Source organism: Variovorax sp. UC122_21, assembly GCF_044056785.1.
Taxonomy (GTDB): Bacteria; Pseudomonadota; Gammaproteobacteria; order Burkholderiales; family Burkholderiaceae_C; genus Variovorax.
On the sequence record NZ_CP172004.1, the window covers coordinates 4,613,424 to 4,628,475 of the forward strand.

4 protein-coding genes and 3 pseudogenes are annotated in these 15,052 nt (G+C 65.7%); 2 read left to right on the forward strand and 5 right to left on the reverse strand.

What is annotated here, in order from left to right:
- Nucleotides 1-30 precede the first annotated feature (30 nt).
- Nucleotides 31-4,034: pseudogene (locus tag ACHMXE_RS34450) on the reverse strand (hemagglutinin); the annotation flags it as partial.
- Between the two features lie 2,234 nt (nucleotides 4,035-6,268).
- Nucleotides 6,269-9,070 (reverse strand): YadA family autotransporter adhesin, encoded by a 2,802-nt coding sequence (locus tag ACHMXE_RS34455; RefSeq protein WP_395348456.1) that lies wholly within the window; start codon nucleotides 9,068-9,070, stop codon nucleotides 6,269-6,271.
- A gap of 563 nt (nucleotides 9,071-9,633) precedes the next feature.
- On the opposite strand from ACHMXE_RS34455, the gene ACHMXE_RS34460 reads away from it, so the two are divergent.
- A complete protein-coding gene (locus ACHMXE_RS34460) occupies nucleotides 9,634-10,770 on the forward strand; it encodes a DUF2827 domain-containing protein (protein ID WP_395348457.1) in 1,137 nt (378 codons plus the stop codon).
- Here the strand turns inward: ACHMXE_RS34460 and ACHMXE_RS34465 are convergent.
- Nucleotides 10,692-11,174 (reverse strand): hypothetical protein, encoded by a 483-nt coding sequence (locus ACHMXE_RS34465; RefSeq protein WP_395348458.1) that lies wholly within the window; start codon nucleotides 11,172-11,174, stop codon nucleotides 10,692-10,694. The genes ACHMXE_RS34460 and ACHMXE_RS34465 overlap by 79 nt on opposite strands.
- A 55-nt stretch (nucleotides 11,175-11,229) precedes the next feature.
- Between ACHMXE_RS34465 and ACHMXE_RS34470 the strand changes: the two genes are divergently transcribed.
- Nucleotides 11,230-11,646, forward strand: coding sequence for a hypothetical protein (locus ACHMXE_RS34470; RefSeq protein ID WP_395348459.1), 417 nt, complete (start codon nucleotides 11,230-11,232; stop codon nucleotides 11,644-11,646).
- Between the two features lie 101 nt (nucleotides 11,647-11,747).
- Here the strand turns inward: ACHMXE_RS34470 and ACHMXE_RS34475 are convergent.
- A pseudogene (locus ACHMXE_RS34475) lies at nucleotides 11,748-14,332 on the reverse strand (bifunctional aconitate hydratase 2/2-methylisocitrate dehydratase).
- Between the two features lie 112 nt (nucleotides 14,333-14,444).
- Nucleotides 14,445-15,021: pseudogene (locus tag ACHMXE_RS34480) on the reverse strand (hypothetical protein).
- Nucleotides 15,022-15,052 lie beyond the last annotated feature (31 nt).

Here is a 15,052-nt window from a genome sequence, read left to right on the forward strand (position 1 = left end):
GGTGACGGTGCTGTTGGTGGTGCTCAACCCCGTCGACAGGCTGCCGATGCCGCTGACCGACCCGCTGATGCTCGTCGACAGGCTGCTGAGGTTGCTGTTCGTCGTGCTCAGCCCGCTCGACAGGCTGCCGAGGCCGCTGGTGACGGTGCTCAGGCCGGTCGAGGTCGAGGTCGACAGGCTGGAGACGTTGCTGTTCGTCGTGCTCAGGCCCGACGACAGGCTGCCGATATTGCTGGTCGCGGTGCTCAGGCCGGTCGACAAGCTGCCGATGCTGCTCGTGGCCGTGCTCAGACCGGTCGAGGTGGAGGTCGACAGGCTGTTGATGCTGCTGGTCGCCGTGCTCAGCCCGCTCGACGTGGATGTCGACAGGCTGTTGATGCTGCTCGTTGCCGTGCTCAGGCCGCTCGAGGTGGATGTCGACAGGCTGTTGATGCTGCTCGTCGCCGTGCTCAAGCCGCTCGACGTGGACGTCGACAGGCTGTTGATGCTGCTCGTTGCCGTGCTCAGGCCGCTCGAGGTGGATGTCGACAGGCTGCTCACGGTGCTGTTCGTCGTGCTCAGGCCGATCGACAGGCTGCCGATGCCGCTGCTCACGGTGCTCAGGCCGACGGACAGGCTGCCGATGGAACTGATCGCAGTGCTCAGGCCGGTCGAGGTCGAGGTCGAGAGGCTGTCGATGTTGCTCGTGGCGGTGCTCAGACCCGTGGAGGTCGAGGTTGACAGGCTGCCGATGCTGCTCGTGGCGGTGCTGAGGCCTGTGGACGTCGACGTCGAGAGGCTGCTGACGCCGCTGGTGGCGGTGCTCAGGCCGGTGGACAGGCTGTCGATGCTGCTGGTGGCGGTGCTGAGGCCGGTCGACGTGGACGTCGACAGGCTGCCGATGCTGCTCGTGGCGGTGCTTAGGCCCGTCGAGGTAGACGTGGACAAGCTGCCGATCGAACTCGTCGCCGTGCTGAGGCCGGTAGACGTCGAGGTCGAGAGGCTGCCGATGCTGCTCGTAGCCGTGCTCAGACCGGTCGAGGTCGATGTGGACAGGCTGCCAATCGAACTTGTCGCAGTGCTCAGGCCAGTCGACGTCGAGGTCGACAAGCTGCCGATGGAGCTCGTTGCCGTGCTGAGGCCAGTAGACGTCGAGGTCGAGAGACTGTCGACGCTGCTCGTTGCAGTGCTCAGACCCGTGGAGGTTGAGGTGGACAAACTACCTATGGAGCTTGTCGCTGTGCTCAAACCGGTCGAGGTGGAGGTCGAGAGGCTGCCGATGCTGCTGGTCGCTGTGCTCAGGCCCGTCGAAGTGGACGTGGACAGGCTATCGATGCTGCTCGTGGCGGTGCTGAGACCGGTCGAAGTCGACGTGGACAGGCTACCGATCGAACTCGTCGCCGTGCTGAGGCCAGTAGACGTCGAAGTCGACAGGCTATCGATGCTGCTCGTGGCGGTGCTGAGACCGGTCGAGTCGACGTGGACAGGCTACCGATCGAGCTCGTTGCCGTGCTCAGGCCCGTCGACGTGGAGGTCGACAGACTGCCGATGCTGCTCGTGGCCGTGCTCAAACCGGTCGACGTCGAGGTCGACAGGCTGCCGATGGAGCTTGTTGCCGTGCTGAGGCCAGTAGACGTCGAGGTCGAGAGACTGTCGATGCTGCTCGTCGCAGTGCTCAGGCCCGTGGAGGTTGAGGTGGACAAGCTACCGATGGAGCTTGTCGCTGTGCTCAAGCCCGTAGAGGTTGAAGTCGACAAACTGTCAATAGAGCTCGTTGCCGTGCTCAGGCCAGTGGACGTCGAGGTCGAGAGGCTGCCAATGCTGCTCGTGGCCGTGCTCAGACCTGTCGAGGTCGACGTCGAGAGGCTACCGATGGAGCTCGTTGCCGTGCTCAAGCCAGTCGACGTCGAAGTCGACAGGCTATCGATGCTGCTCGTCGCGGTGCTCAGACCGGTCGACGTGGAAGTCGACAGGCTGCCGATCGAGCTCGTTGCCGTGCTCAACCCCGTGGAGGTCGAAGTCGACAGGCTGTCGATAGAGCTCGTTGCCGTACTCAGTCCAGTCGACGTGGAGGTCGAGAGGCTGCCGATCGAACTCGTCGCCGTGCTCAAGCCAGTGGACGTAGAGGTCGACAGGCTGCCAATGCTGCTCGTCGCGGTGCTTAGACCCGTCGACGTGGAGGTCGACAGGCTGCCGATCGAGCTAGTCGCCGTGCTGAGGCCAGTCGAAGTCGATGTTGACAAGCTGTCGATGCTGCTGGTCGCGGTGCTCAGACCTGTCGAGGTCGACGTCGACAGGCTGCCAATGGAGCTCGTTGCAGTGCTGAGGCCAGTCGACGTCGAGGTCGACAGGCTATCGATGCTGCTGGTCGCCGTGCTCAGGCCCGTCGAAGTCGAGGTCGACAGGCTATCGATGCTGCTGGTCGCGGTGCTCAGGCCCGTGGAGGTCGAGGTGGACAGGCTACCGATGGAGCTTGTCGCAGTGCTAAGCCCCGTCGACGTGGAGGTCGACAAACTGCCGATGCTGCTCGTGGCCGTGCTCAAACCGGTCGACGTAGAGGTCGACAAGCTGTCGATGCTGCTCGTCGCCGTGCTCAAGCCGGTCGACGTCGATGTGGACAGGCTGCCGATCGAACTCGTTGCCGTGCTCAAGCCGGTCGACGTCGAGGTCGACAGGCTATCGATGCTGCTCGTCGCGGTGCTCAGACCCGTCGAAGTCGACGTGGACAGGCTGCCGATCGAACTCGTTGCCGTGCTCAACCCGGTCGACGTGGAGGTCGACAGGCTGTCAATAGAGCTCGTTGCCGTGCTCAAGCCAGTCGATGTCGAGGTCGACAAGCTACCGATGCTGCTGGTCGCCGTGCTCAGACCGGTCGACGTCGACGTCGACAGGCTACCGATCGAACTCGTCGCGGTGCTCAAACCCGTGGAGGTCGAAGTCGACAAGCTGTCGATAGAGCTCGTTGCCGTGCTCAGACCAGTCGACGTGGAGGTCGAGAGGCTGCCGATCAAACTCGTCGCGGTGCTCAAGCCAGTGGAGGTCGAGGTCGACAGGCTGTCGATACTGCTGGTCGCCGTGCTCAGGCCCGTGGAGGTGGAGGTGGACAGGCTACCGATGGAGCTCGTCGCAGTGCTCATACCGGTCGACGTCGATGTAGACAGGCTGCCAATCGAGCTCGTTGCCGTACTCAGACCAGTCGACGTCGAGGTCGACAAGCTGTCGATGCTGCTCGTCGCGGTGCTCAGACCCGTAGAGGTCGAGGTGGACAGGCTGCCGATCGAACTCGTTGCCGTGCTCAGGCCCGTCGAGGTCGACGTCGACAAGCTGCCGATCGAGCTTGTCGCCGTGCTCAACCCGGTCGAGGTGGAAGTCGACAGACTGTCAATAGAGCTCGTTGCTGTGCTCAAGCCGGTGGACGCCGAGGTCGAAAGGCTGCCAATGCTGCTGGTGGCAGTGCTCAAACCCGTGGAGGTCGAGGTCGACAAGCTGCCGATGGAGCTCGTTGCCGTGCTCAAGCCGGTGGACGTCGAAGTCGAGAGGCTGCCGATGCTGCTGGTCGCCGTACTCAGACCCGTCGAAGTGGACGTAGACAGACTGCCGATCGAGCTCGTTGCCGTGCTCAACCCGGTCGATGTCGAAGTCGACAAGCTACCGATGCTGCTGGTCGCCGTGCTCAGACCCGTGGAGGTCGACGTGGACAAGCTGCCAATGGAGCTCGTCGCGGTGCTCAGGCCGGTCGACGTGGAAGTCGAGAGACTGTCGATGCTGCTGGTCGCCGTGCTCAAACCGGTCGAAGTCGACGTGGACAGGCTGCCAATCGAACTCGTCGCAGTGCTCAGCCCGGTCGATGTCGAGGTCGAAAGGCTGTCGATGCTGCTGGTCGCGGTGCTCAGGCCCGTGGAGGTCGAGGTGGACAAACTACCGATGGAACTCGTGGCCGTGCTCAAGCCAGTCGATGTCGAAGTCGACAGGCTGCCGATGCTGCTGGTCGCGGTGCTCAAGCCCGTGGAGGTCGAAGTCGACAAACTGCCGATGGAGCTCGTGGCCGTGCTCAAACCGGTCGACGTCGAGGTCGAAAGGCTGTCGATGGAACTCGTTGCCGTGCTCAGACCCGTCGACGTGGAAGTCGACAGGCTGCCGATGGAGCTTGTTGCCGTGCTCAGACCCGTCGAGGTCGACGTGGACAGGCTACCGATCGAGCTGGTTGCCGTGCTGAGGCCAGTCGACGTCGAAGTCGAGAGGCTATCAATGCTGCTCGTCGCGGTGCTCAGCCCGGTCGAGGTCGACGTCGAGAGGCTGCCGATGGAGCTCGTTGCCGTGCTGAGGCCAGTCGACGTCGAAGTCGAGAGGCTGTCAATGCTGCTCGTAGCAGTGCTCAGACCCGTCGAGGTCGACGTCGACAAGCTGCCGATGGAGCTCGTTGCCGTGCTGAGGCCAGTCGACGTCGAAGTCGAGAGGCTGTCGAATGCTGCTCGTAGCAGTGCTCAGACCCGTCGAGGTCGACGTCGAGAGGCTGCCGATGGAGCTCGTTGCCGTGCTGAGGCCAGTCGACGTCGAAGTCGAGAGGCTGTCAATGCTGCTCGTAGCAGTGCTCAGACCTGTCGAGGTCGACGTCGAGAGGCTGCCGATGGAGCTCGTTGCCGTGCTGAGGCCCGTCGACGTCGAGGTCGAAAGGCTGTCGATGCTGCTGGTCGCGGTGCTCAGGCCCGTGGAGGTCGAGGTGGACAAGCTACCGATCGAGCTCGTGGCCGTGCTCAAGCCAGTCGACGTCGAGGTAGACAGGCTGTCGATACTGCTCGTAGCAGTGCTCAGCCCCGTAGAAGTCGAAGTCGACAAGCTACCGATGGAGCTCGTCGCTGTGCTCAGACCGGTCGAGGTCGACGTGGACAGGCTACCGATCGAACTCGTTGCCGTGCTCAGGCCCGTGGAGGTCGAGGTGGACAGGCTACCGATCGAACTCGTCGCCGTGCTCAGGCCGGTCGACGTAGAAGTCGAAAGGCTGCCGATGGAACTCGTTGCGGTGCTGAGACCCGTGGACGTCGAGGTCGACAGACTGCCGATCGAGCTGGTCGCAGTGCTCAGGCCTGTCGAGGTCGACGTGGACAAGCTACCGATACTGCTCGTCGCGGTGCTCAGACCCGTGGAGGTCGAAGTCGACAGGCTGCCGATGGAGCTAGTTGCAGTGCTCAAGCCGGTCGACGTCGAGGTCGAGAGGCTACCAATGCTGCTCGTTGCCGTGCTCAGGCCCGTCGAAGTCGATGTCGAAAGGCTGTCGATCGAGCTGGTGGCGGTGCTCAGACCCGTCGAGGTGGAGGTCGACAGGCTGCCGATGCTGCTGGTCGCAGTGCTCAAGCCCGTGGACGTCGACGTCGAGAGGCTGCCGATGGAACTCGTTGCTGTGCTCAAGCCGGTGGAGCTGGAAGTCGACAAGCTCGACACGCTGCTGTTCGTCGTGCTCAGGCCCGACGAGAGACTTCCGATGCTGCTGCTTGTGGTGCTCAGTCCGGTCGACAGGCCGTCGATGCGGCTGTTCGCCGTGCTCAGACCTGTGGAGGTCGAGGTCGAAAGGCTGCCGATCGAGCTGGTCGCAGTGCTCAGGCCCGTCGAGGTCGAGGTCGACAAGCTGCCGATCGAACTCGTTGCCGTGCTCAGGCCAGTCGACGTCGAAGTCGAGAGGCTGCCGATCGAGCTGGTTGCGGTGCTCAGACCTGTCGAGGTCGAGGTGGACAAGCTACCGATGCTGCTCGTGGCGGTGCTCAAGCCCGTGGACGTGGAGGTCGACAGGCTGCCGATCGAACTAGTAGCCGTGCTCAGCCCCGTGGAACTGGAAGTCGACAAGCTCGACACACTGCTGTTCGTCGTGCTCAAGCCCGACGACAGACTGCCGATGCTGCTGGTCGTGGTGCTCAGTCCGGTCGACAGGCCATCGATGCGGCTGTTTGCCGTGCTCAAGCCAGTGGAGGTCGACGTCGACAGACTACCGATGCTGCTCGTGGCGGTGCTCAAGCCGGTCGAAGTCGAAGTCGAGAGGCTACCGATGGAACTGGTCGCGGTGCTCAACCCCGTCGACGTCGACGTGGACAGGCTCGACACGCTGCTGTTCGTCGTGCTCAAACCCGTGGAAGTCGAGGTCGAGAGGCTGCCGATCGAACTGGTGGCGGTGCTCAACCCCGTCGACGTCGAGGTCGACAAGCTCGAAACGCTGCTGTTCGTCGTGCTCAAGCCCGACGACAGGCTGCCGATGCTGCTCGTGGCCGTGCTCAATCCCGTGGACGTCGACGTGGAGAGGCTACCGATCGAGCTGGTTGCAGTGCTCAGCCCCGCGGAGGTCGACGTGGACAAGCTGCCGATGCTGCTGGCCGCCGTGCTCAGCCCCGTAGAGGTCGACGTCGACAAGCTCGACACCCGGCTGTTCGTCGTGCTCAGCCCCGACGACAGGCTCCCGATGCTGCTCGTGGCCGTGCTCAACCCCGTCGAGGTCGACGTCGACAAGCTGCCGATGCTGCTGGCCGTCGTGCTCATGCCCGTGCTCAGCTGCGCCACCGTCACGGCGTCCTGCAGCGCCGCGCCGTCGGCGACATTGGTGATGCGCCGCAGGGCGGACGACGAGCCCACCGAGACTTCGGAGGCAGGGGCGGCGGTGCCCGTGAGGAAGCCGGTGCCGGTCGGACCCTTGGCGCCCCGTCACGCTGCCCGCGCCCAGCGCGACGCTGCTGGCGTAGGCGGCGTTGGCACCCGTGCCCATCGACACGGCGTTCGAGCCCAGCGCCACGGCGTTGGCGCCGAAGGCGATGGCGGCGTCGGTGACCGACAGGTCGGCCGACTTGACGACGGCGCCGTTGCCGATCGCGATGCTGCGGGTCGTGCGGTCGTCGGTCGTGGCATTGCCGCCGATCGCGATCGAGGCGTTCTGGGCCGAGGTGCCGATCTGGTCGGCGGACGCACCGGTGCCCAGCGCGATGCTGCCGCCCCAGCTGTTCGCGTTGGTGCCGATCGCGATGGTGTTGACGTCGGTGTTCGAGCCGATGGCGGCGTTCTTGCCGATGGCGATGGCGCCGTCGGCGATCGAGCGCGCACCCGAGCCCAGCGCGACGCTGGCGTTGCCCGAGGCCAGGGTGCTTTGTCCTATGGCGACGGCGGCCGCGGCCGCGGCGTTCGCGCCTGTGCCGACACCGATGGCATTAGCGGCCGATGCGCTGGCCGCGTCGCCGACGGCGAGCGTGCCGGCGGCGCTGGCACTGGACTTGTTGCCCAACGCGACCGAGCCCTGCCCGATCGCATTGTTGGCATTGCCGATGGCCACCACGCCGCTCGCCGCGGTCGCGCCGTCCAGGCTGCCGGCGGCGGTGTTGTTGGCACCCATCGTCACGGCGCCCGTGCCGTTCGAGACATTGGGATCGCCGATGGCAACCGCGCCGTCGCCCGTGGCCTTCTGGCCGCGACCGATGGCCACCGCGCCACCCGCGGCCGTGCCGGCGTTCGCGGTCGTGCCCGACGCACCGATGGCGACGTTCTGCCCCGTGGCGCCACTGACGACGCCATCGCCCTGGGCAATGCCGAAGGCACCGTTGACGATCGCGCCGCGGCCGAGCGCGATGCCCGAGGTTGCCGCCGCGACGACGCTGGACTGGCCGCCGATGGCGATCGCATCGGCTGCGGCGGCGGATGCGCCGCCGACGGAATTCGTTCCGAGTGCCAGGGCGCCGGCGGCGGTGGCGCTCGCCGTGCGGCCCAGGGCCGAGGAGAAATCGCCGGTGGCGGTGGCCCCCGCGCCGATGGCGGTGCTGCGATTGCCGTAGGCGTTCGCCAGGGTGCCGACCGCCAGGGCGTTCTCCGCGCCGGCGTTCGAGGAATAGCCGAAGGCCACCGAAGTCTTGCCCCAGGCCTGTGCGAACACGCCAAACGCCGTGGAACTGCCGCCCCAGGCGTTGGCGTTGTTGCCGAAGGCCGTGGAAGGCGCCAGCGAACTCGCATCGCCGCGGGCCATCGCGTTCGTGCCGAAGGCCATGTCGTTGCCGAAGGCGGCATTGGCGCCGGCACCGATGGCCGTCGCGCCGCCGCCGTTCGCCTTGGCGCCGGCACCGACCGCCAGGTTGTTCGTCTTGTTGGTCGCGCTCGCATTCGCGCCGATGGCGATGCCCGAATCCGCGCCGGCTCCCACGCTGGCACCGCTTCCCAGGGCCAGGGTGGCATTCGACTGCGCATTGGCGTTGAGGCCGATCGCGATGCCCGCATCGGCCGCGCTGCCGACGACGGCCTGGCCTCCGATCGCCACCGAGTTGTTGCCCAGCGCGCGCGCCGCGGCGGTGCCGCTGGCGCCGATGGCCGTCGCGCCGGTGCCGCTCGCGGTCGCGCCGGCGCCCACCGCCGTCGCGTAGTTGCTGGTTGCGTTGGAGCCCACACCGATGGCCGACGAATTGGTGCCGGATGCGCCACCGTCGTTGCCACCGATGGCCAGGGCATTGGTGCCGCTCGCGTTGGCCTGGCCGCCGATCGCCACCGCGTCCTGCGCCGTGGCCTTGGCGCCGGTGCCGATGGCCAGCGAATCCCCGACCGTGGTGTTGGACGAGGCGACGGCGTTGGCACCGATCGCGATGGCCGTGCCCGCGCTGATCGCCGCCGCGTTCGCGCCCGCGCCGATGGCGATGTTGTTGTTGCTCGCCGCAAGGGCGTTCTGGCCCATCGCGATGCTGGCGATGCCGAAGGCGTTGGCCTGGAGGCCGAAGGCCGAGGCGTACTGCCCGGCCGTCGAGCCCATGCCGAACATGCTGGAGCCCTTGCCGCGCGCCGTCGTGAACGACCCGAACATCGTGACGCCCAGGAAGCCGCCGCCATTGGCCGAGCAGCCGCCGACCACGGTCGAGTACACGCCGGAACCGTCGACCGGGTCGACCGTCGCCGGGTAGGCCTTGCCGTCGGGACCGGTGTTCGCGCCCGTGTTGCAGGCGCCGTTCGGCGGTCCGACGATGTAGGCGTTCGCGCTCCCCATCAAGCCGAAGGACGCGAGGGCGACGCTCAGCACGGCACCCGAGATCACCGCAGCCGAGCTGCTGCGCTTGCCCCGGGCGGAAGTGATTTCCGAAGCGGCCACCCAGGCGCCAAGCGACTCGTTCCAGATACTTCTGTATGACTTATTCATTGACTGCCAACTGCGTGTGGAATCTCAGGACCGGCGCGCGAGGTCCTTGGAAAAATGGGAAGGGTCGTGCTTGGCACTCGTCGTCGAGATCCCAATCACCGCGCTGTTCACAAGAGCGGTGGAATGTACATACTTGTTTACATTCAGAACGAAGTGCACTAAATCACTCAAAAAGCTTCGATGATTTAGTTCACAAAAAACACGCAAAAATTAGCATCCACAATGATTAACAATTGTCTCTCGAAGGTGGCAGAAGCGCCCGAAAACATAGAATCTCGCCAGCCCTTGGATAAGTCTTTCTCCTCAACACAAGCCCTTGTTTTACAAAGACTTTTTCCTCGACGATGCGGAATTTATTCACATTGAATGGCATGAAGACTGGTAGCGGTCAGTGGGTGAAAAGCGCGCTCGATACGCCCCAAAGATGGAACTTGTTCACGAATCAATTTATTCATCCGTGATCTATTTCTCGACCCAAGCTGGGCATGGCGCCAATTAACAATTGAATAACAAAAGTGAATTCAAACAGCTCCCTACGCATCGGCATCACCATCGGTCTTCACCATGAAGCCGAAACCCTCTGGAACAACGGCATCAAGCAGAACGCCGTGTTCCTGGCCGAGGCGCTCGAGCACTGCCCCGGCGTGGCCTCGGTGGTGCTGGTCAACACCACGGCCACGCCGATCACGCCGGCCTTGCCCTGGGACCAGGCGCGCTGGCCCACGACGAACTTCGAGGGCGCCAAGGACGAGGTCGACGTGCTGATCGAGCTCGGCGGCCAGATCGACGCGCTGCAGACCGACTACCTCAAGCAGCGCGGCGCGCGGCTGGTGTCGTACTGCTGCGGCTTCGAGTACGTGCATGCGATGGAGTCGATGCTGTTCGACAAGCCGCTGTGGGGCCGCAACCTGTTCGTCAACCAGCGCTACGACGACATCTGGATGGTTCCGCAGGTGGCGCGCATCAGCCAGCCCTACTTCGAGGTGCTGCGCCGGATCGAGGCACGCGCCGTGCCCTTCGTCTGGAGTCCGGTGTTCCTCGAAGAAACGCACGCGCGGGCTGCCCGAGGACGGCGTTACCAGCCGCGCGTCGGCCCGCGGCGCCTCAGCGTGATGGAGCCGAACATCAACGTGGTGAAGTTCTGCCTCTACCCGATCCTGGTCGCCGAACTGGCCCACCGCGCGCGGCCCGAGGCGATCGCGCTGCTGCAGGTGGCCAACGCCGAGAAGATGGCGCGCGAGAACATGGAGTTCATCACGCTGATGAACCAGCTCGACCTGGTGCGCGAGCACAAGGCGGTGTTCCTGGGCCGGCACGACACGCCGACCTTCCTGGCGCACAACACCGACATCGTGATCTCGCACCAGTGGGAGAACCCGCTCAACTACTTCTACCTCGAGACCTGCTGGCAGGGCTATCCGCTGGTGCACAACGCCCATCTCTGCGCGGACCTCGGCTATTACTACCCGGACAACGACGTGGCCGCGGGCAGCGCGCGCGTGCTCGAGGCGATCGACGCGCACGATGCGCAGTCGCTCGACTATCGCGAGCGCCAGCGCGGCCTCATCGCGCGCTACCTGCCCGGCAGCGCGGCCGCCACCGAGGTGTACAACACGCTGCTGCTCGGCCTGATGCAGCGCCCCGCCCGATAACCGGAGCCGCCATGCTCGAACCCTCCGCTCTCCAACGCTTCTTCCCCGTGGTCGTCACGCCGAGCCACGACGGCAAGTTCTTCCAGAACTACGTGATGTCGATGATGAACTTCGCGATCGAGGCCGAACGCGCCGGCATGCGGATGCAGGTGCTGTTCCACCAGGGCGAAAGCCTCGTGACCCGGGCGCGCAACAACTGCGTGGCGCAGTTCCTCGCCAACCCGGAATGGACCCACCTGTTCTGGATCGACGCCGACATCGGCTTCTCGGCGCAGGCGGCGTTCCGGCTGCTGCTCTCGGACCACGACATCGCGGCCGGCGTCTATCCGCTCAAGCGCGAGGACTGGCCGCAAGAAAGGCGTCGCGGCCGGCACCACGCGCGCGCAGTTCGATGCCTCCTTCACGCGCTACACCGTCAACGCGGGCGCCTCGGAAGCCAGCGGCAAGGTCGAGCTCGAGGTGCAGCCCGACGGCTTCATGAAGATGACCGAGGCGCCCACGGGCTTCATGGCGATCAAGCGCGGCGTGTTCGAGCGACTGATGGCGAGCTATCCCGAGCTCAGCTACGTGCCCGACAGCATCGGCGAGGCCGACCTCGGCCTGCACTACCGCTTCTTCGACGTGATGGTCGACCCCGTGACGCGCCGCTATCTCTCGGAGGACTACGGCTTCTGCCGCCTCTGGTCGGGCCTGGGCGAGGCGATCCACATCGATGCCAACTCCAACCTCACGCACCAGGGCGCGAAGCTCTATCGCGGCGACTTCGCGACCTCGCTCATGACCTCGCTGCCGAATGCGGTGGGCGGTCCCGCGGGCGCGGCGATGGAACTCAGGGGCACGCAGTACCTGAGCCCGAACCGCCCGCCGGCGCTCTGAGCGCCCTGCCCCGGCAGCCCCGGCGCGCGCGCCATGAAAAAACCCCGCGGATGCGGGCTTCTTCGTGGGTGCCGGCCGAAGCGGTCCGGCCGTCATCGGGCTCAGGCCGTGACCGAATCCGCCACGCCCTTGTAGTCCTCGATCTTGTCGAAGTTCAGGTACTGGTAGATCTGCGCGCTGGACGCATCGAGCACGCCGGTGCTGGCCATGTACTCTTCCCGGGTCGGGATGCGGCCGAGGCGCGAGCAGATGGCGGCCAGTTCGGCCGAGCCCAGGTACACGTTGGTGTTTCTGCCCAGGCGATTCGGGAAGTTGCGGGTGCTGGTCGACATGACCGTCGGCGCCTTCGCGCACCTGGGCCTGGTTGCCCATGCACAGCGAGCAGCCCGGCATTTCGGTGCGGGCACCGGCATTGCCGAACACGCCGTAGTGGCCTTCCTCGGTCAGCTGCTGCGCGTCCATCTTGGTCGGCGGCGCGATCCACAGCTTGACCGGGATGTCGCGCTTGCCTTCGAGCAGCTTCGACGCGGCGCGGAAGTGGCCGATGTTGGTCATGCACGAGCCGATGAACACTTCGTCGATCTTGGCGCCGGCCACGTCCGACAGCGTCTTCACGTCGTCGGGGTCGTTCGGGCAGGCCACGATGGGTTCGTGGATGTCGGCCAGGTCGATCTCGATGACCGCCGCGTACTCGGCGTCGTCGTCGCCCTTGAGCAGTTGCGGATCCTTGAGCCAGGCTTCCTGCGCGGCGATGCGGCGCTGCAGCGTGCGCGCATCGGCATAGCCCTCGGCAATCATCCACTTCATCAGCGTGATGTTGCTGTTGATGTACTCCTGGATCGGTTCCTTGTTCAGGTGCACCGTGCAGCCGGCGGCCGAGCGTTCGGCCGAGGCGTCGCTCAGCTCGAAGGCTTGTTCCACCTTGAGGTCGGGCAGGCCCTCGATCTCGAGGATGCGGCCCGAGAAGATGTTCTTCTTGCCCTTCTTCTCGACCGTCAGCAGGCCGCTCTTGATGGCGTACAGCGGGATCGCGTTGACCAGGTCGCGCAGCGTGACGCCGGGCTGCATCTTGCCCTTGAAGCGCACCAGCACCGACTCGGGCATGTCCAGCGGCATCACGCCGGTGGCGGCCGCGAAGGCCACGAGGCCGGAGCCCGCGGGGAAGCTGATGCCGATCGGGAAGCGCGTGTGGCTGTCGCCGCCGGTGCCCACGGTGTCGGGCGTCAGCAGGCGGTTGAGCCAGCTGTGGATCACGCCGTCGCCCGGGCGCAGCGAAACGCCGCCGCGGTTGGCCATGAACTCGGGGAGTTCGTGGTGCATCTTGACGTCGACCTTCTTCGGGTACGCCGCCGTGTGGCAGAACGACTGCATCACGAGGTCGGCCGAGAAGCCCAGGCAGGCCAGGTCCTTGAGCTCGTCGCGCGTCATCGGGCCGGTGGTGTCCTGCGAGCCGACCGAGGTCATCTTGGGTTCGCAGTAGGTGCCCGGCGCACGCCCTGGCCTTCGGGCAGGCCGCAGGCGCGGCCGACCATCTTCTGCGCCAGCGAGAAGCCCTTCTTGGTATCGACCGGGCTTTGCGGCAGGCGGAACAGCGTGGAGACCGGCAGGCCCAGCGCTTCGCGCGCCTTGGCCGTGAGGCCGCGGCCGATGATCAGCGGAATGCGGCCGCCGGCGCGCACTTCGTCGAACAGCACGTCGCTCTTGACCTGGAATTCGGCGATGACCTGGCCGTCCTTCAGGGCCTTGCCTTCGTAGGGACGCAGCTCGACCACGTCGCCCATGTTCATCTGCGTCACGTCGAGCTCGATCGGCAGCGCGCCCGAGTCTTCCATCGTGTTGTAGAAGATCGGCGCGATCTTGCCGCCGAGGCAGACGCCGCCGAAGCGCTTGTTGGGCACGAACGGGATGTCTTCGCCGGTGAACCACAGCACCGAGTTGGTGGCGCTCTTGCGCGACGAACCCGTGCCGACCACGTCGCCGGCGTAGGCCACGAGGTGGCCGCGCGCGCGCAAGTCCTCGATGAACTTCACCGGGCCGCGCTTGCCGTCTTCCTCGGGAACGATGCCGGGGCGCGCGTTCTTGTGCATCGCCAGGGCGTGCATCGGGATGTCGGGACGCGTGGTCGCGTCGGGCGCGGGCGACAGGTCGTCGGTGTTGATTTCGCCGGCCACCTTGAAGATGCTGACGGTGATGCTCTGCGGCACTTCGGGACGGCTGGTGAACCACTCGGCATCGGCCCAGCTCTGCAGCACGCCCTTGGCGTTGGCATTGCCCTTGTCGGCCTTTTCCTTGACGTCGTGGAACTGGTCGAACATCAGCAGCGTCTTCTGAGGCCCTCGGCCGCGACGGCGCCGACTTCGGCGTCGTCCAGCAGGTCGATCATGGGGCTGATGTTGTAGCCGCCGAGCATCGTGCCGAGCAGTTCGGTGGCACGGGCGCGCGTGATGAACGCGCTCTTCTCGGTGCCATGCGCCACGGCCGCGACATAGCTGGCCTTGACCTTGGCGGCGTCGTCCACGCCCGCGGGCACGCGGTGGGTCAGCAGGTCGAGCAGGAAGGCACCGTCCTTTTCGTTCGCGCTCTTGAGGAGCTCGATCGCTTCAGAGGTCTGCTTCGCGCTCAGGGGCAGCGGCGGGATACCGAGCGCGGCGCGTTCGGCGACATGGTCAACGTAGGCTTGCAACATCTTCTTTTCTCCGGAAACTTGGGGCTGGAGGGCATGCGGCGCGGTGTTCGACCCGCCGTCCGGCTTTCGCCGGTCGGCAAGCAAGAGCCGCGCCGCCCCTCGTGGGGTCGACTTACTTCTTGTCGCCGTCAGCGCCTTCGAAAAGGCTCTTCGGCGGGTTCTTCTTCATCTCTTCGGCAAAGGCGATCTGGGCCGGGGTCTGGCATTCGTCGGCGATGCGCAGGCCAGCCTTCTGGTTCATCAGCATCGACTTGTTGCCCAGCTGGAGCCACATGGCGCCAGCGCGGGGGGTCTTCGAGGCGGATGGCGCCGGTGCGGCTTTCGACCGGGTGCATGCGATAGCGCAGGCCCTTGGTGGTCACGGTGAAGAAGCCGGGCTTCTTCTCGTCCTCGGTCACGGTCACGTCGGCGCCGAGTTCGCACTGGGCCTTGCCGGTCGACACGCGCTTGGCGACCTCGAGGTCGGACTCGGTGAGCACGACGTTGGTGTCGTCGCTGATCGGCGTGACCTCCTCGACGGCCTTGGCGGCCTTGCGGGTGACCTGGCGCTTGGGCGGGGCCTTCTTGGCTTCGGTGGACTTGGCGGCGGGCTTGGCAGCGGCCGGCTTGGCGGGCGTGCTGCTGCTCTGGGCCAGGGCACCGAACGGCAGAGCCAGGGCCACTGCGGCGATCAGGGCGATTTTCTTCATGTGAGGGTTTCCTTGAGGCTGGTTCGGAGGT